Below are 17,150 nucleotides of genomic sequence, written 5' to 3'. Positions count from 1 at the left end.
CCCCCCGGCCATCTACTCCTTTTTCTCGCTGGCGCGCCATTTAAATTGCATTTAAAATGCATGTTATAAATTTTTCATTTAAAGAGGCACTCTCATGGATTACCGTAATCAATCCCTCGGCGCTCTCGCCATCGCTATTCCCCGGGCATCACGCCTGTTCCGCCTGAACGATTTGGATTTCTGCTGTGGCGGAAAACAAACGCTGCAACGCGCGGCCGAGCGTAAAGGACTGGATCTCGAGCAGCTTGAAAGCGAATTGGCCGCCCTCGCCGCCAGACCGGCAGCAAGCCATGACTGGCGTACTGCACCGCTCGGTGAACTGATTGATTATATTCTGCCACGCTTCCATCAGCGGCACCGCGAACAGCTGGCCGAGCTGGTACTGATGGCGGAAAAAGTCGAACGGGTTCATGCCGACAAAGCCACCTGTCCACGCGGTCTGGCGAAACAGCTGAACCTGATCCGGCTGGATCTGGAAAATCACATGATGAAAGAGGAACAGATCCTGTTCCCGATGATCAAGCAGGGTATGGGCCGGCAGGCGGCTGGGCCGATCTCGGTAATGGAACATGAGCATGACGAAGCGGGCGAACAGCTGGAAGTGGTGAAGTTCCTCACCCACAACGTGACGCCACCGGAAGGTGCCTGCAATACCTGGCAGGCGCTGTATGGTGGTATCGACGAGTTTATTGATGACCTGATGGAACACATCAATCTGGAGAACAACCTGTTGTTCCCCCGCGCGCTGAACGGCGCATAAAACAAGGGCGCCATCAAGGCGCCCAGAGAAATCTGTTAGAGAATTACAGGATTTCCAGCAGTTCGACGTCGAACACCAGCGCGCTGAATGGCGGGATGGATGCGCCGGCACCACGCTCGCCGTAGGCCAGGTCGTGTGGAATATACAGCTGCCATTTGGAACCGACCGGCATCAGGGTCAGCGCTTCAATCCAGCCAGGGATCACGCCGCTAACCGGGAATTCTGCCGGTTGACCGCGCTCTACGGAGCTGTCGAACACGTCGCCGTTAATCAGACGGCCAGTGTAATGCACACGCACGCGATCCTGACGGGAAGGGATTGGGCCGTTGCCCTGCTCCAGCACGGAGAACTGCAGACCGGATTCGGTCAGCGTAACTTCGTCGCGCTTGGCGTTGTCTTCCAGGAATTTCTGGCCTTCAACGGCCATCGCCTGTTGACGCTCACGACGCACGGCATCCGCACGTTCGTGGATTTCGCGCAGCGCACGGTGCACCACGTCTACCGGAACCGCCGGGGCATTCCCTTCCAGCGCGTCACGCAAACCTGCCAGCAAAGCTTCCGGTTGTAAACCTTCCAGACCGGACTCTTGCAGCTGCTGGCCGACCTGTAAACCAATCCCGTAGCTCGCCTGCGCTTCAACGCTGTCAAAAGAAGGGGTTGTCATGGGGTTTTCCTTTAGTCTGTAAAAAGTCGAAAGCGCAGCATAACAGCGCCGCAATGCCGGGTAAAATCTTGTGTGGAGAATGATGACTTTTGTCGTAGAAAAAGAAACAATAACCCTCAGTTAACACCCGCTCCCGCGCGCCCAGGCGAATCGCCTGCCGCAACAGGTATGGGTTTGCTGCTGCCTTTCACTTCAATCAGTTAGCGGACTATACTGAAAACAGGGCATCGGGTCGGCGGTACACCCTTTTGTACCGTGATAATTTTACGCCGTTGAAGAGAGGTTACCATGGGCAGAATCTCGCCCAGGAGAAGGAAGACCACCCGTATCTACCAGCCGTTGTTGCGTACCTGGCTGAACTTCAGTCAGCGCCTGAAGCCCGGCTCCGCGCCAGCGTCGGTAGAAGACCCGGATTCAGAACAACCACCGGAAAGCGGTAAGGGGCAAAACATCAAAGCGTTACTGCTGAAGATCTGGCACCTGCCGGACGGCTTCGGTTGGATGGAGCCACTGCCTTATTTTCATCGTCGCTGGACCCTGATTTTCGGCATCATCCTGCTGCTGGCACTGCTGTGGCCGTATTCATCGGAAAAACAGCCATTCCCTGTCACCCAGCAGGAAAACAGCGTTCCCTTGCAGGCCGAATTGCAAAACGACACTCAGCAGCAGCACGCTGTAGAGCCGGAACCGGCGGGCAACTGGCAACGCTACCAGATCCAACCGGGCCAGACGCTGGCGCAGCTTTTCCGTGACAACAACCTGCCGGTGAACGAAGTTTTCGCCATGGCGCAGGTGGAAGGGAACGATAAGCCGCTCAGCAACATGAAGGCTGGCCAGGAAGTGCGTATCGAACGTGATACCAACGGCGTGATCACCGCGCTATCTGTCACCACCGCTGACAACAGTCAGGTGTTATTTCGCCGCCAGGCCGACGGCGGCTATCGTCGCGAGCGTTAATCCGCTAACTGCCTTAACAGAAAGTCGCGCAGCACGATGCCATGGTTGTGCTGTGTGTCTTTACTGCCATAAAGTAAGGTCAAGGGTTGCCCCTGTCTTAGTAAAGCCACCAATGGCTGCCAGGCGTCGTTTTGAGCCAGTTGCAAGCGGTAGTGGCTTTCGAACTCGTCCCACCGGTCAAGATGTTGATGAAACCACTGCCGCAGCGCGTTATCCGGCGCAACCTGCTTTAGCCACTGCACGCCCTGCAATCGTTCCTTGCTGATGCCTCGCGGCCACAAACGATCGATCAGATAACAGTGCTCCGGTGCAGGGCCGGTAAAATCGTAAACGCGCTGCAAGATAATCTCCGCCATTTCCGCTGCTCCTCATTCATGCTGTGATAGCAGGGTAGCGCGTTTTACCGGACGCAGAAAAGCAAAACGCCAGCACGAGGCTGGCGTTTTAACTTGGCTGGCAGGAGCGATTAAGCTTCTGCAACCACAACTACATTCAGCTGTGCGAACACGTCGCTGTGTACCTGGAAGTGAACTTCGTGTTCACCAGTGGTACGCAGAACGCCGTTCGGCAGACGAACTTCGCTCTTGGCAACTTCAACGCCTGCCGCAGTAACTGCGTCAGCGATGTCGCGGGTGCCGATAGAGCCGAACAGTTTACCTTCGTCGCCTGATTTAGACGCGATGGTGACTGAACCCAGTTCGTTGATCTTGGTTGCGCGAGCTTCAGCAGCAGCCAGAACGTCAGCCAGTTTGGCTTCCAGTTCAGCACGGCGTGCTTCGAAGAACTCTACGTTTTTCTTGGTAGCAGGAACAGCTTTGCCCTGTGGTACCAGGAAGTTACGGGCGTAGCCCGCTTTAACGTTAACTTGATCACCCAGGCTGCCCAGGTTTGCTACTTTATCAAGCAGAATAACTTGCATTACCTTATCCTCTCAAAGTCGTTAATGGACAGTGGCCGATTACTGATGACGATCAGTGTACGGCAACAAAGACAGGTAGCGCGCGCGCTTGATAGCACGGGCCAGCTGGCGCTGATATTTTGCACGAGTACCGGTAATACGGCTCGGGACAATTTTACCACTTTCAGTGATGTAGTTTTTCAGCGTAGCGATGTCTTTATAGTCAATCTCTTGAACGCCTTCCGCGGTGAAACGGCAGAACTTGCGACGACGGAAATAACGTGCCATTAGGCTAGTCTCCAGAATCTATCAATTCAATCTGCTCGGCATGCAGAACCAGTTTGTTCAGCCCGTTGCGCCCTTGATGGCAGCTTACGAAGCCTTGCACGGTTATCTGACTGCCGACCGTTAATCTTTGAGTTAGTGCTTGTGACTGTTGTCCGCTGACAACCACGGGCATTCGGCACCATGCTTGCCTGCTAAATCCGGCTTCCATTTGCTGCGAACGGTGCTCTAGCACAAATTGGCAGTGGGGGATCCCGGAAGGACTCACTTTTCGAACCGGCGCCTTGCACACAGTGCCCGACAAAACCAGACGATTAGATGTCACGGCGGCAATTACTCTTCAGAATCCCCAGCATCTGCATCATCTGCGGTTTCGTTAGCGAAGTCTTCGCGGCGATCGCCACGACGTTCGTCTTTCGCTTTAACCATCGGAGATGCTTCAGTTACCGCGTGCTTAACGCGCATAACCATGCTACGGATAACGGCGTCGTTGAAGCGGAAGTTAGTTTCCAGCTCATCGATCGCTTCCTGCGGAGCTTCAACGTTCAGCAGAACGTAGTGAGCTTTGTGCAGTTTGTTGATCGGGTAAGCCAGTTGACGGCGGCCCCAGTCTTCCAGACGGTGAATCTGACCAGCAGCGTTAGTGATGGTAGCACTGTAACGCTCGATCATGCCCGGAACCTGTTCGCTTTGGTCAGGATGGACCATAAAAACGATTTCGTAATGACGCATCGAATTGCTCCTTACGGATTATTCAGCCTCCTGTCAGGGTCAACCGCGGCCCATGGAAGCAAGGAACGTGTATGTGTGTGCGGCTGAAAAAATGACGCGTAATCATACTTGCGCAGGCTGGGAAACTCAAGGACAGAAGGGTATTTATTATCGGTAATGCGGGCCCGATGCGTAAATAGCACGATTTGCTATCTGTACAACCTATGTACACAGATCCATCAGTTCAAAAAATCTTTCAATGAAATCATCACTGATGCGCAAAATTCATTCATTTTTTTTGAATAATGACATCAAAAAGCCCCCCTTTTTAATCCTGCCGGAAGGTCTAAAATTGTTGTTATCCGCCGCAGACAGCGCGACGAAAAAGATTTGAGGTTATTCAATACAGACAAATAACTTTTTGCTGCACTGGCACCTGCTGTCAGGCCGTTGAAGCAAACAGTTAAGAGAGGCACTTATGAAACGCATTACCATCGCCACCGCCATTGCTTTACTGTTTTCCGCCAACGTCATGGCCGCTACCGAAATCACTTCGCATCAGGCTGACCAACGCCAGAGCGTGGGATTCGTCACGTTGAACCAGAATGTGGTATCGCCGGATGACGCCAGCAGCCAGGTGAGCAAAATAGCCGATCAACGCGGCGCGACCGCTTACCGGATCATTGCGCTGCACGAACCGGAAAACAACAGCACCATTCACGTCAGCGCGGAACTGTATCGTTAAGCCTGCATGCAGTGCCAGGGAAGCAAGCCGCGCCCAAAAGCGGCAAATTAAAATGTGAAAATGTCGTCAGCCCCCTGCCCGCAGGGGGCTTTTTTTATAAGGTTTTCACGAAGAACTCGGCCGTTGCGTCAAGCGCTAACGGCGTGATGCGGTGCTTAACGTCCGGTTCAGTCAAAAATGTCAGTTGCCGGTCCCAGCCACTCTGGCGAAGCTCGGTTGCCAGGCGTCGACTTTCAGCCGCCGGGACCACATCGTCCGCTTCGCCGTGCCATAACAGCAGCGGACGATCGGCAATCTTTTCCAACTGGCGTTCCAGGCCATAATCCGCAAGCGCGGCAATGCGCGCATCAAAACCGCTCGCCGTTAAGGGTTTACCCTGCTCATCCAGCGGTGGGAACAGCGTCTGCGCCAGGGAACTGTAATAACCGGCCCCCATCAGGCTCGCCGCAGCTTTCACCCACGGATAACGAGCAAAGCCTCCCAACGTCGTCATCCCCCCCATGGACGCGCCCGCGACGCCGATGCGCCCTTCGGCAATCAGCCCGCGCCGTTCAAAGTCCGCCTTCAACGCCGGTAACTCATCGATATTGCTGCGCAGGATCTCCCAAAAGCGGGACAACCGCTTTTGTTCATCGCCGTCAAAACGCTCGCCGTGCAAATCGGCATCCGGCAGCACCACGCGAAATCCCACCCTGGCTAACGCGTAGGCAAAGTAGGCGTAGACTTCTTTCGACGAGGTATAACCATGGTAGAAAAATACCGTCGGCAACGGCTGATGATACTGCCCCTGCGGCACGGCATGGATGACCGCAATATCTCCTGCTCGCTCGTCATAAATTTCAATCATTCATTTTCCCTCTGCATCGCCATTGCCTTCATAATGGCAAACTTGCGCTAAAAAGCATTAGCTCAATCTGTTCCAATTTATAATGGGTTACACTCAAATCACGCTATCCGCTTTCTTGAGGTATCTATGAAAATGTCCCGCCTGCTGCTCTCCTTGACGCTGGTCACGCTGCTTAGCGCCTGTGGCATGATGACCACGACGCCCAAAGCGCCCCCACCGCCGACCGGACAGGCGCAGGAGATAACCCGGGCACAAACCGGTAGCCTGGAAAAAATAGGCACCACCAGCGCCCTGGTGCGCGGCAGCCCGATGGATGTGGAAGCGGAAATTCAGCAGAAGGCCAATGCCAGCGGCGCGCGCTATTACATGATCATCATGAACAGCGAAACCGTGGTTCCCGGCCAGTGGTATTCGCAGGCGATCCTGTATCGGTAACTGCTGGAGTTTTAATAAGATTTACATTGGCTTTGCACAGACTGAAGTTGGATAGAGCACACTGGCAAACAGCGCGCCGCAGCCCGCGGCCGTGAATCCAGGATCCGACGAAGGGGAACGCCATGACACGCTCCGCCGCACTCACCGCCCTCCTGCTTTCTATGGGGTTACTCAGCGCCAGCGCCCAGTCCGCTGAACTGGCCCCCGCAGACCGCGTTACACCACTCAGCGAAATTGCGGAAATCACCCTGAACGACCTCTCCGGCTCCCCTCAGGACGTAGAACAATTGATCGCCCAAAAGGCGGATGAGCATGGGGCAAGCTATTACCGCATCCTGCGAATGGAAGAACAGGCGCATCAGCCAGGCTGGCGCGCCTCCGCAATACTTTACCTTTAGTAGGTCATGCAGGCCGCATTCAGCACACCGCCACTGATCGACACGCCGCCGAGGAAAATCCCGGCCGCCACGTGATTGGACTCAATCTTGTCGCTAATGCGCGGCATATAGATTTTCACCGCCGCAAACAGCAGCAGCTGTACCACCAGCGCCACCACGCCCCACAACAGATAGTCCAACAGGCTGACGGAGTTGATCGCTGCACTCGCCAGCGGGATGACATACCCCAGGCAGGCACCGACGAATCCAAAAGCGGCGGCCTGATTGTCGGCCTTGATCAACGCCCATTCGTCATGCGGCGTAATACGGGTATAAACGAACAAAAACACCAGAACCATGGCAAAGCCACTGAAAAAATAAGAGGCGAATGCCGCCAACGCGCTGAGAATATCCATGTCATGTTTCCTGGTCAGAGGTCAGTATCCCTTACGGGCCAAGAGCTGAATTAAAGAGCTTTTCCGGCTGCGGCGCCACCGTTTTACCTAGCCGCCCATCGCGCGGGTAAACAGCGTTTCGCACAGCCTTTCCGGCAATGTCCGCTCACCACGGGCATCAAGCATCATTTGACACCAGGCTTCCGCCAACGGCGGTGAACTGTAACGCAGAAGCTGCGCCGCCGCGAACAGATTAAACAAGGCGCCGGTCACCGCACGCCCTTGCTCTTCCTGAGGTTTGCGCATCAGTTGAAGCAACCGTCGCCATTGGTGATCATAATGGCGGTTCTGCCCTCTCACTTCACCGAGTTCCTGCTCCAGCGCCTCCTGCACCGCCGGCAGCTTGCCCCAGGCGCGCATGACGTCCAGACACATAATATTGCCGGAGCCTTCCCAGATGCTGTTTACCGGCATTTCACGGTACAACCTCGGCAGTTCGCTCTCTTCGCAATAGCCGATACCGCCCAGCGCCTCCATGGCTTCACCAATAAAAGGAATGCCTTGCCGGCAGACTTCAAACTTCGCCGCAGGCGTCATCACTCGGCATAACGCCTGCTCCAGGGGCGTGCTACCTGCGCTGTCATAAGCACGCGCCAGACGCATCAGGGCCGCCGTCTGCCCCTCCAGGCGCAGGGCCATTCGCGCCAGCACCTGCCGCATCATCGGTTGTTCAATCAGCGTCTTACCAAACGCCTGCCGCTGCAGAGCATGGTACAACGCCACCGACAGTCCGCGCCGCATCAGCCCATGGCTACCCAGTGCGCAGTCAAAACGCGTCAGCCCCCCCATTTTCAGGATATGTCGTACGCCATCCCCTTCCTCGCCCACCAGCCAGGCGCTGGCATCCTGGAATTCTACTTCGCTGCTGGCGTTGGACCTGTTGCCCAACTTATCCTTCAGCCGTTCCAACCTTATGGCATTGCGTGTGCTGTCAGGCAAAATTCGCGGCAGGAAGAAACAGGACAGCCCGCCTTCGGTCTGCGCCAGCACCAGGTGCGCATCGCTCTGCGGTACCGAGAAAAACCACTTGTGGCCGACCAAACGGTAGGCTTCTCCTGGGCCGCGTGCACCCAGCGGGCTGGCGGTGGTGGTATTACTCAGCACATCGGAACCGCCCTGCTTTTCGGTCATTCCCATGCCGATCAGCAAACCGCGCTTTTGCCCGCCGGGCAATGAATGCGCGTCGTAACGATCGGACAGTAGCGGCGTTAGCCAGGACTGGAACTCCACAGGCAACGAGCGCTGCAGCAAAGGAATTGCGCCAAAGGTCATGGTCACCGGACACAAAGTGCCGGCCTCGACCTGCGCATGTAATACAAACCGCGCCGCCCGCGCCACAAAAGAGCCGATTCGGGCGTCCTCCTGCCACGGCAGGTTATGCACCCGGTTGGCTATCAGCCCTTGCATCAGGATGTGCCAGGCGGGATGAAAACGGACGTCGTCCAATCGCTGGCCGGTGGCGTCATAGCGCAGCAGTTCCGGTGGGTTGGCATTGGCCAGCCGCCCCAACTCCAGCGACTCCTGAGTGCCCAACTGTTGGCCCAACGAGGCCAGCACGTCCGCATCCCAACCGGCCTGCTCACGCTGAATGGCTTCATGCAATGGCGTATCGGACAGGAACAGATTACTGTTGCCCAGCGGCTTCGGCTGATTAAAAACGGTGTGTGTATTCCAGACCATTGGCTTGCTCCCTGATAAAAGCGTCAGGAGTAATTATGGTCGTCAGGGGGAATTCTGCCGCAGGCGAGATCACAGGGTAGGCATTGAGAAAGGAATTAAGGGCGCAAAAGCTGCGCCCTTACGGATAAATCAACTGCGTTGACGCACCGCTTCAAACAGGCAGATACCGGTCGCCACCGAAACGTTCAGCGAAGAAACCGTACCGGCCATCGGAATGCTGATCAGCTCGTCACAGTGCTCGCGAGTCAGACGACGCATACCTTCGCCTTCCGCCCCCATCACCAGCGCCATCGGGCCGGTCATTTTGCTCTGGAACAGCGTGTGGTCGGCTTCGCCCGCAGTGCCCACGATCCAGACGTTCATCTCCTGCAACAATCGCAGGGTGCGCGCCAGGTTGGTGACGCGAATCAACGGCACATTCTCCGCCGCGCCACAGGCCACTTTCTTGGCCGTTGCGTTCAACTGGGCAGAACGATCGCGCGGGACAATCACCGCGTGCACACCGGCCGCGTCGGCGCTGCGCAAGCAGGCACCAAGGTTATGCGGGTCGGTCACGCCGTCCAGCACCAGCAGGAACGGGGTATCCACGCTTTCCAGCAGCGCCGGCAGGTCATTTTCCTGATACTGGCGTCCTTCGCGCACCCGGGCAATGATCCCCTGATGCACCGCACCCTCGACCTTCTCATCCAGCCACTGGCGGTTCGCCACCTGGATAACAATGCCGGTCGCTTCCAGCTCGGCAATCAACGGCTGTAGCCGACGATCGTCGCGGCCTTTGAGGATAAACACTTCCAGGAAGCGTTGCGGATCGTTGTCTAACAGGGCTTTGACGGCATGAATACCGTAAATAATTTCGCTCATGATGCTCTTTTTACTGTGCGGCAGGCAAACGCCTGCCGGTGATAATGACGTGTGGCAGGTTAAGCCTGCTCAGCACCTTTCTTCTTGCCGGCGCGTTTGGCCTTGGTCGCCGCCGCTATTTTCCGGGTTTTGTCGGACACTTTCTTGGCTTTCGCCTTTTTGTCTTTCTTCACCTTGTCAGCGGGCTTGGCTTCATCCTTACGGAAGGCGCTGTCAGGCTCAAAATTGGCTGGCGGTTTGCCGCCCCGGCGTTTGCGCGGTGACGAGGTGCGGCCTGCGCCTGCGCCATCACGCAAGGTGCGCTGGCCGCCTTTCTTGGCGCGATCGCGTTCAGTTTTGCCTTCACCGCGTGGTTTGCGGGTGCTGGAGACCAGAGCGAAGTCAATTTTACGCTCATCCATATGCACCGCTTCCACACGGATCTCTACCGTGTCGCCCAGGCGATAAACCACGCCTGAGGATTCGCCAATCAGACGCTGGCCGATATTATCGTAGCGATAATAATCATTATCCAGCGACGATACGTGCACCAGGCCGTCGATAAACAGATCGTTGAGACGCACGAAGAAACCGAAGCCGGTCACGCTGGCAATGATGCCGCTGAACACTTCACCGACGTGATCCTGCATAAAGTCGCATTTCAGCCAGTCGGCAACGTTGCGCGTCGCTTCATCGGCGCGACGTTCAGCCATCGAACAGTGCTCGCCCAACTGCAGCATTTCTTCGAATTCGCTGTGCCAACCACCGGTCGGCGTCCAGCGCTCTTTCGGTTCGCCGTGCTCTTTGGCCAGTTGGTACTTGATCGCACGGTGCATCGCCAGATCCGGATAACGGCGGATCGGTGAGGTGAAGTGGCCATAAGAAGCCAGCGCCAGACCAAAGTGGCCGCGGTTTTCCGGATCGTAAACCGCCTGCTTCATCGAACGCAGCAGCATGGTTTGCAGCATTTCATGGTCAGGACGTTCGGACACTTCATCCATCAGTGTGGCGTAGTCCTTCGGCTGCGGCTTGTTGCCACCGCCCAGCGTCAGGCCCAACTCGCCCAGCACGCTGCGCAGCGCACTGATGTGATCGTCACTTGGGCGATCGTGCACGCGGAACAGCGCCGGTTCGTTATTTTTCTCGACAAAGCGTGCAGCGGCGACGTTCGCCATAATCATGCACTCTTCGATCAGTTTGTGAGCGTCGTTACGCACCGTAGGTTCGACGCGCTCAATACGACGTTCGGCGTTAAAGATAAACTTGGCTTCTTCGGTTTCGAAAGCGATACCGCCACGTTCAGCACGCGCCTGATCCAGCACCTTGTACATCGCATGCAATTCTTCCAGGTGTTTGACCAGCGGGTGATAATGCTCACGCAGCTCCTGATCGCCCTGCAGAATATGCCAGACCTTGTTATACGTTAAGCGGGCGTGAGAGCTCATGACCGCTTCATAGAATTTGGCCGTCGACAGGCGCCCTTGTGCAGAGATGGTCATCTCACACACCATGCACAGACGGTCTACCTGCGGGTTAAGCGAACACAGGCCGTTAGACAGCACTTCCGGCAGCATCGGAATAACCTGCGATGGGAAGTACACTGACGTCCCGCGGTTACGGGCTTCATCATCCAGTGCCGTGCGCGGACGCACGTAATAGCTGACGTCGGCAATGGCAACCCACAGGCGCCAACCGCCGCCGCGTTTTTTCTCGCAGTAGACTGCGTCATCGAAATCGCGGGCATCTTCGCCATCAATCGTTACCAAAGGCAGTTTACGCAGATCAACGCGGCCTTTTTTGGCGGATTCCGGTACCTGTTCACTGAGGTCGGCAACCTGTTTTTCCACCTGCGGCGGCCAAACATGCGGGATTTCATGGGTGCGCAGCGCGATATCTACCGCCATGCTGGTCCCCATTTTATCGCCGAGGATCTCGACAATCTTGCCAACCGCTTTGGTACGGCGGGTTGGGCGCTGGGTCAGTTCAACCACCACCATAAAGCCCATGCGCGCACCGCTGACGGCGTCGGCCGGGATCAGGATATCGAAGCTCAGGCGGCTGTCATCCGGCACCACGAAGCCGGTACCGGCGTCCATGAAGAAGCGGCCGACGATTTGACTGGTTTTCGGCACCAGCACACGGACGATACGCGCTTCGCGGCGGCCCTTGCGATCGGCAGCCATGGCCTGTGCCAACACCACGTCGCCGTGGATCGCCATCTTCATCTGTTCAGCTGACAGATACAGGTCGTCTTTACTGCCTTCGATACGCAGGAAGCCAAAGCCATCGCGGTGGCCGATCACGGTGCCGCGCAGCAGATCCAGGCGTTCCGGCAGCGCGTAGCACTGACGGCGGGTAAAAATTAATTGGCCGTCACGTTCCATCGCCCGCAGGCGACGGCGCAACGCTTCCAGGGGTTCTTCGCCGGTTAAATTCAGCTCTTTGGCCAGCTCTTCGCGGCTGGCCGGCGTTTCTCTTTTCGCCAAATGGGCCAAAATAAATTCACGGCTCGGAATGGGGGATTCATATTTTTCTGCTTCTCGTTCCAGGAATGGATCTTGTGACATTGCGGTTCCTCCGTTGTCATCAGCAGGGTGCCGCTGAGCCTTGTCTTCTCAGCGACGCTTTATTCGACAAGCAATAGCTTGTAGAGCGATGGATTGTCTTCGACCATATCGGCCAACGTGTGGTTATCCAGCTCTTCAAGGAAATTCTGTACGCCCTGTTGGAGCACCTGCTTCAGGCGGCAGGCAGGGGTTATGTGGCAAAACGTACTGCTGCAATTAACCAGTGAGAGCGGCTCCAACGCCCTGACCACGTCGCCGAGGCGAATGGTTTCGGCCGGTTTGCCTAAACGGATGCCGCCGTTCTTACCGCGCACTGCGGTGACAAACCCAACCCGGCTTAACTGATTGATGATCTTTACCATATGGTTTCGGGACACGCCGTAGACCTCGGTGACTTCCGAGATGCTGGTCATTTTGTCCGGTGGCAGCGAGGCCATGTAGATCAACGCCCGCAGGCCATAATCAGTAAAACTTGTTAACTGCACATCTACCTCTGGGTATCATTTTACCCGTCTGATACGCCGATTTTCGGCACTATTCAAAAGATTACTTATTGGATAATAAACCAGCCAGAGAGTTCGCCGCTAATTATTTAGCGCATGTCGAGCTCTGGGACAGGTTAAAGAAAGGATTTTTGGACGTGAAACCGCAATCGGGGAAAATCAGGATAAAAACAAACCGGGACACGCCCGGTTTGTACAGGCTGCGTCCCGTAATAGGTCGTGGTGCCGTCGCAGACCCAAAAGCCCGTAATCAAGGCGGAGGGCGATGAACATAGTGGACCTACGTTCAAGCCCGACAACACAGAGTACGGTTTTTGGGGCGCGACCCGAAGGGCTGGGGCCATTTGAACGCGCACCTGTGTTACGCGCCGCTTATTTGGCCCACCAAACCTCACGACTCGCGCCTTGCTGCGCGTCCAAATGACCGCCAGCGGCACTCACGCACTATTGCGGGACACAGCCTAAGTGCAGCAAAGCCAGATTATGCGTCGAACGGGTCGCGCAGGATCATGGTTTCGCTACGGTCCGGGCCAGTAGAGATAATGTCTACCGGTACGCCAGTCAGTTCTTCAATGCGCTTGATGTAGTCCAGCGCTGCCTGTGGCAATTTGCTGTGTTCTTTCACGCCAAAAGTGGTGTCGCTCCAGCCAGGCATGCTTTCGTAGATTGGTTCGATACCTTCCCAACCTTCAGCCGCCAGCGGCGTGGTGGTCATTTCGCGGCCATCTGGCATGCGATAGCCCACGCAGATTTTCACTTCTTTCAGGCCATCCAGCACGTCCAACTTGGTCAGGCAGAAGCCAGACAGGGAGTTGATCTGCACTGCGCGGCGAACCGCTACGGCATCCAACCAGCCGGTACGACGACGACGGCCAGTAGTGGCGCCGAATTCGTTACCCTGTTTGCACAGGTATTCGCCAGTTTCGTCGAACAGTTCGGTTGGGAACGGACCTGCACCCACGCGGGTGGAGTAGGCTTTCACGATGCCCAGCACGTAATCCACGTAACGCGGACCAATACCTGAACCGGTAGCAACGCCGCCAGCAGTGGTATTGGAAGAGGTTACGTACGGATAGGTACCGTGGTCGATATCCAGCAGGGTGCCCTGTGCGCCTTCGAACATGATCAGGTCGCCACGCTTGCGCGCGCCGTCCAACAGTTCAGAAACGTCAACAACCATTGCAGTCAGGATGTCGGCGATAGACAGCACGTAATCCAGAGTCGCCTGGTAATCAACGGCTTCGACTTTGTAGTAGTTAACCAACTGGAAGTTATGATAATCAACAATTTCCTTCAGCTTAACGGCGAAGGTTTCTTTGTTGAACAGGTCGCTGACGCGCAGACCGCGACGAGCTACTTTATCTTCGTATGCCGGGCCGATACCGCGACCGGTGGTACCGATAGCTTTCGCGCCACGTGCTTTCTCACGCGCGTTATCCAGCGCAACGTGGTAAGGCAGGATCAGCGGACAGGCTTCGGACAGTAACAGACGTTCGCGTACCGGGATGCCGCGCGCTTCGAGTTCACCCATTTCTTTCATCAACGCGTCTGGCGCCAGAACTACACCGTTGCCGATGATGCTGGTCACGTTTTCACGCAGAATGCCTGAAGGAATTAAATGAAGGACGGTTTTTTCACCGTTAATTACCAGAGTATGGCCAGCGTTGTGACCACCTTGATAGCGCACTACATATTGAGCCCGTTCGGTCAGCAGGTCTACGACCTTGCCCTTACCTTCGTCACCCCATTGAGTGCCCAGTACGACGACGTTCTTACCCATTTTAAAAATCACCGGTTGCTTAAAAATGGATTCTACCACCGTAATTCGTGAGTTTCAGCACTTTTAGCGTTGAGTTGCGTATTTTTTAGGCTAACCTTTAAACCCCCGTGCGACTACGCAACATGTAGTAGATCACACAGCCCGCAACCACTATTCCGCCGCCAAACCGCCGTAAGGTAGAGTCAGGCAACTGGGTCATGGCCAGTATCATTTTACGCCAGGCCTGTGGAAACAGCATCGGCCCCAGGCCTTCCAGCACCAAAACCAGCCCTAACGCCAGCCAGATCGTTGAATTCATCAGAAACTCCCAAAAAGAAAGGGCCCGCGTTTAAACGGGCCCTCGATCAATTACCTGTCGTGATTACTTGCGCGTGGAGTCAGGCGACTTCATGTAGCGGAAGAAATCGCTGTCCGGGCTCAGAACCATCACGTCCTGGTTATTGCTGCTGAAGCTGGTTTCGTAAGCACGCAGGCTACGGATAAAGGCGTAGAAGTCCGGATCCTGGCTGAATGCGTTGGCAAACAGTTTGGCCGCTTCGGCATCGCCATCACCGCGAGTGATACGTGCAGTACGCTCAGCTTCCGCCAGGGTACGAGTCACTTCGTAGTCTGCGGTCGCACGCAGCTTCTCGGCTTCTTCCTGACCCTGTGAACGGTGACGACGGGCTACCGCTTCACGCTCGGCGCGCATACGCTGGTAGATCGCATCAGACACTTCCGCCGGCAGGTTGATCTGCTTGATACGCACGTCGATCACTTCAATACCCAACGCCGCCATGCTGTTCGGGTTAACCTTCGGCAGGTTGCCGGTGGTTTCCTTCTCAACACGCGCCGCGGCAGAGGCGATAGCGTCATCGGCTTCGGTGGTGGTGACTTCTTGATCGTCACCCACGGTACCGGTGTTCAATGCATCACGCACGTCTGACATCAGCTTACCGCGCGAGTCGGTGACGATGTCTTTCACGTCCAGACGACCAATCTCGGAACGCAGACGGTCACTGAACTTACGTTTCAGCAGCACTTCGGCCTGTGAAACATCACCGCCGCCGGTTGCCAGATAGTAACGGCTGAAATCGCTGATACGCCATTTCAGGTAAGAATCGACAATCAGGTCTTTCTTCTCGCTGGTCACAAAGCGGTCAGCCTGGTTATCCATGGTCTGGATACGCGCATCCAGCGTCTTCACTGATTCAATAAACGGGATCTTGAAGTGCAGGCCTGGCGCATACACCAGCGGCTTGTTGTCGCTGTCACGCAGAACCTTGCCAAAGCGCAGCACGATGCCACGCTGACCTTCCTGAACCACGAACAAAGAAGCGTATAACGCCACCAGCACCGCGAGGACGATTACTACAAAAGACTTACGCATTGATTACTCTCTCCCTACGCGAGTGGTGTCGTCACGCTGCGCATTTGCCCGGCGCTGGTCCATGACCGAGCCGCTGCTGGTGCGCTGGCTGCTGGAGCTGGCGCCGCTGTTGGCAGACGGAGCGGGGTTGAGACGAATCAGGCTGGTGTCTTTATTGCCGTCCGCCGCCGCGCCGGTTTGGCCACGCAGCATTTGATCCAGCGGCAACACCATCAGATTGTTGCCTTTGTCATTCACCAACACCTTACGGGTGTGGCTCAGGACTTTTTCCATGGTTTCGATATACAGACGCTCACGGGTAATTTGCGGTGCCGATTTGTATTCCGGCAACAGCTTGGCAAAGCGAGCAACCTCACCCTGAGCTTCCAGGACTGTACGGTCTTTATACGCTTTGGCATCTTCCAACAGACGCTGCGCCTGGCCGTTAGCACGTGGCTGAACTTCGTTGGCGTAAGCTTCCGCTTCACGGATGTACTGCTGCTCGTTCTCACGTGCGGCAATCGCATCGTCAAATGCGGCCTTCACCTCTTCCGGCGGACGAGCGGCCTGGAAGTTGACGTCCAGCAGCGTGATGCCCATGTTGTACGGACGAATAGTTTCTTCCAGTACGCGTTGGGTATCGCTACGCACGATAGTACGACCTTCGGTCAGGATCTTGTCCATGGTGTACTTGCCGATAACGCCACGCAGGGCGCTGTCGGTAGCCTGGCTCAGGCTGTCGTCGGCATTGGTCACGCTGAACAGATAGGCTTCCGGGTTGGTCACGCGGTACTGCACGTTCATTTCTACGCGCACTACGTTCTCGTCGGAGGTCAGCATCACGCCAGACGCCGCCAATTCACGAACCGACTCCACGTTAACCGGACGCACTTCATCGATAAAGGTCGGCTTCCAGTTCAAACCTGGCTGAACCAGGTGGCTGAACTTGCCAAAACGGGTCACAACACCACGTTCGGCTTCCTTGATGGTGTAGAAGCCGCTGGCAGCCCAAATCACCACTACCGCTACCGCGGCAATGCCGATGATGCGACCGCTGAGGCCCGGGCCAGAAGTGCCGGTGCCGCCGTTGTTATTGCTGTTGGAGCCTTTGCCCCCGCCCAAACCGCTCAATTTCTTGCTCAGTTTGCGGAAGATATCGTCCAAATCAGGTGGCCCTTGATCACGACCGCCTTTGTTATTACCGCCAGAGTTGCCGCCATTGTTATTGCTGCTCCCCCACGGGTCGCGGTCCTGTCCGTTATTACCGGGCTGATTCCACGCCATGTTTTAGCTCCATA

General features: G+C 56.0%; 21 protein-coding genes. 5 read left to right on the top strand and 16 right to left on the bottom strand.

Annotation, left to right across the window (positions count from 1 at the left end; translation table 11 throughout):
• Positions 1 to 94 precede the first annotated feature (94 nt).
• Positions 95 to 760, top strand: coding sequence for an iron-sulfur cluster repair protein YtfE (gene ytfE / locus H0S68_RS01840; protein ID WP_046374657.1), 666 nt, complete (start codon positions 95 to 97; stop codon positions 758 to 760).
• 43 nt (positions 761 to 803) lie between these two features.
• On the opposite strand, the gene fklB is transcribed toward ytfE, so the two are convergent.
• A complete protein-coding gene (fklB, locus tag H0S68_RS01835) occupies positions 804 to 1,424 on the bottom strand; it encodes an FKBP-type peptidyl-prolyl cis-trans isomerase (protein ID WP_020824922.1) in 621 nt (206 codons plus the stop codon).
• A 288-nt stretch (positions 1,425 to 1,712) separates the two neighbouring features.
• Between fklB and H0S68_RS01830 the strand changes: the two genes are divergently transcribed.
• Positions 1,713 to 2,381: an OapA family protein gene (locus tag H0S68_RS01830; RefSeq protein WP_122076732.1), complete on the top strand. Its 669-nt coding sequence runs from the start codon at positions 1,713 to 1,715 to the stop codon at positions 2,379 to 2,381.
• Here H0S68_RS01830 and H0S68_RS01825 read toward each other — a convergent pair.
• From H0S68_RS01825 to rpsF, 5 genes are all read right to left on the bottom strand, one after another.
• Entirely contained in the window at positions 2,378 to 2,737 is a 360-nt protein-coding gene (locus tag H0S68_RS01825) for a DUF488 domain-containing protein (RefSeq protein ID WP_128865489.1), read from the bottom strand. The two genes, H0S68_RS01830 and H0S68_RS01825, sit on opposite strands and share 4 nt — an antisense overlap.
• 110 nt (positions 2,738 to 2,847) lie before the next feature.
• The gene (rplI, locus tag H0S68_RS01820; protein ID WP_004933629.1) at positions 2,848 to 3,300 is read right to left on the bottom strand and encodes a 50S ribosomal protein L9; all 453 of its coding nucleotides are present in this window, start codon (positions 3,298 to 3,300) and stop codon (positions 2,848 to 2,850) included.
• 39 nt (positions 3,301 to 3,339) lie between these two features.
• Positions 3,340 to 3,567, bottom strand: coding sequence for a 30S ribosomal protein S18 (gene rpsR / locus H0S68_RS01815; protein WP_000135199.1), 228 nt, complete (start codon positions 3,565 to 3,567; stop codon positions 3,340 to 3,342).
• Between the two features lie 4 nt (positions 3,568 to 3,571).
• Positions 3,572 to 3,889, bottom strand: coding sequence for a primosomal replication protein N (gene priB / locus H0S68_RS01810; RefSeq protein ID WP_006317460.1), 318 nt, complete (start codon positions 3,887 to 3,889; stop codon positions 3,572 to 3,574).
• A gap of 8 nt (positions 3,890 to 3,897) precedes the next feature.
• On the bottom strand, positions 3,898 to 4,296 hold the full coding sequence (gene rpsF / locus H0S68_RS01805; protein ID WP_006317459.1) for a 30S ribosomal protein S6: 399 nt from the start codon (positions 4,294 to 4,296) through the stop codon (positions 3,898 to 3,900).
• 457 nt (positions 4,297 to 4,753) lie between these two features.
• Here rpsF and H0S68_RS01800 point away from each other — a divergent pair, with 457 nt between their 5' ends.
• Complete coding sequence (locus tag H0S68_RS01800; protein WP_020824919.1) at positions 4,754 to 5,020, top strand: DUF1471 domain-containing protein; 267 nt, start codon at positions 4,754 to 4,756, stop codon at positions 5,018 to 5,020.
• 94 nt (positions 5,021 to 5,114) lie between these two features.
• Here H0S68_RS01800 and yjfP read toward each other — a convergent pair whose 3' ends face one another.
• Positions 5,115 to 5,867, bottom strand: coding sequence for an esterase (gene yjfP / locus H0S68_RS01795; RefSeq protein ID WP_217331474.1), 753 nt, complete (start codon positions 5,865 to 5,867; stop codon positions 5,115 to 5,117).
• Positions 5,868 to 5,993: 126 nt separating this feature from the next.
• Here yjfP and bsmA point away from each other — a divergent pair, with 126 nt between their 5' ends.
• Both bsmA and H0S68_RS01785 read left to right on the top strand, forming a co-directional pair.
• Positions 5,994 to 6,302: a biofilm peroxide resistance protein BsmA gene (bsmA, locus tag H0S68_RS01790; RefSeq protein ID WP_020824917.1), complete on the top strand. Its 309-nt coding sequence runs from the start codon at positions 5,994 to 5,996 to the stop codon at positions 6,300 to 6,302.
• A gap of 122 nt (positions 6,303 to 6,424) precedes the next feature.
• Entirely contained in the window at positions 6,425 to 6,700 is a 276-nt protein-coding gene (locus tag H0S68_RS01785) for a DUF1471 domain-containing protein (protein WP_217331473.1), read from the top strand.
• On the opposite strand, the gene H0S68_RS01780 is transcribed toward H0S68_RS01785, so the two are convergent.
• From H0S68_RS01780 to hflK, 9 genes are all read right to left on the bottom strand, one after another.
• Positions 6,697 to 7,095 carry a DUF350 domain-containing protein gene (locus H0S68_RS01780; RefSeq protein WP_020824915.1) on the bottom strand — a complete coding sequence of 133 codons (399 nt, stop codon included), beginning with the start codon at positions 7,093 to 7,095 and terminating at the stop codon, positions 6,697 to 6,699. The genes H0S68_RS01785 and H0S68_RS01780 overlap by 4 nt on opposite strands.
• An 87-nt stretch (positions 7,096 to 7,182) precedes the next feature.
• Positions 7,183 to 8,814, bottom strand: coding sequence for an isovaleryl-CoA dehydrogenase (locus tag H0S68_RS01775; protein ID WP_400827106.1), 1,632 nt, complete (start codon positions 8,812 to 8,814; stop codon positions 7,183 to 7,185).
• Between the two features lie 129 nt (positions 8,815 to 8,943).
• Positions 8,944 to 9,675, bottom strand: a complete 732-nt coding sequence (gene rlmB / locus H0S68_RS01770) for a 23S rRNA (guanosine(2251)-2'-O)-methyltransferase RlmB (RefSeq protein WP_020824913.1) — start codon at positions 9,673 to 9,675, stop codon at positions 8,944 to 8,946.
• A gap of 59 nt (positions 9,676 to 9,734) precedes the next feature.
• Positions 9,735 to 12,221 (bottom strand): ribonuclease R, encoded by a 2,487-nt coding sequence (rnr, locus tag H0S68_RS01765; RefSeq protein WP_020824912.1) that lies wholly within the window; start codon positions 12,219 to 12,221, stop codon positions 9,735 to 9,737.
• Between the two features lie 59 nt (positions 12,222 to 12,280).
• Positions 12,281 to 12,706, bottom strand: coding sequence for a nitric oxide-sensing transcriptional repressor NsrR (gene nsrR, locus H0S68_RS01760; RefSeq protein WP_020824911.1), 426 nt, complete (start codon positions 12,704 to 12,706; stop codon positions 12,281 to 12,283).
• A 499-nt stretch (positions 12,707 to 13,205) separates the two neighbouring features.
• Complete coding sequence (locus H0S68_RS01755; protein WP_041415174.1) at positions 13,206 to 14,504, bottom strand: adenylosuccinate synthase; 1,299 nt, start codon at positions 14,502 to 14,504, stop codon at positions 13,206 to 13,208.
• Between the two features lie 97 nt (positions 14,505 to 14,601).
• Complete coding sequence (locus tag H0S68_RS01750; RefSeq protein ID WP_020824909.1) at positions 14,602 to 14,802, bottom strand: DUF2065 domain-containing protein; 201 nt, start codon at positions 14,800 to 14,802, stop codon at positions 14,602 to 14,604.
• A gap of 63 nt (positions 14,803 to 14,865) precedes the next feature.
• Positions 14,866 to 15,873, bottom strand: coding sequence for a protease modulator HflC (gene hflC, locus H0S68_RS01745; protein ID WP_020824908.1), 1,008 nt, complete (start codon positions 15,871 to 15,873; stop codon positions 14,866 to 14,868).
• Between the two features lie 3 nt (positions 15,874 to 15,876).
• Positions 15,877 to 17,136, bottom strand: coding sequence for an FtsH protease activity modulator HflK (gene hflK / locus H0S68_RS01740; RefSeq protein ID WP_115060329.1), 1,260 nt, complete (start codon positions 17,134 to 17,136; stop codon positions 15,877 to 15,879).
• Between the last annotated feature and the right edge of the window lie 14 nt (positions 17,137 to 17,150).

Source organism: Serratia sp. AXJ-M, assembly GCF_046531865.1.
GTDB classification, from domain to species: domain Bacteria; phylum Pseudomonadota; class Gammaproteobacteria; order Enterobacterales; family Enterobacteriaceae; genus Serratia; species Serratia liquefaciens.
This window is presented reverse-complemented; position numbering and strand designations above follow the sequence as displayed.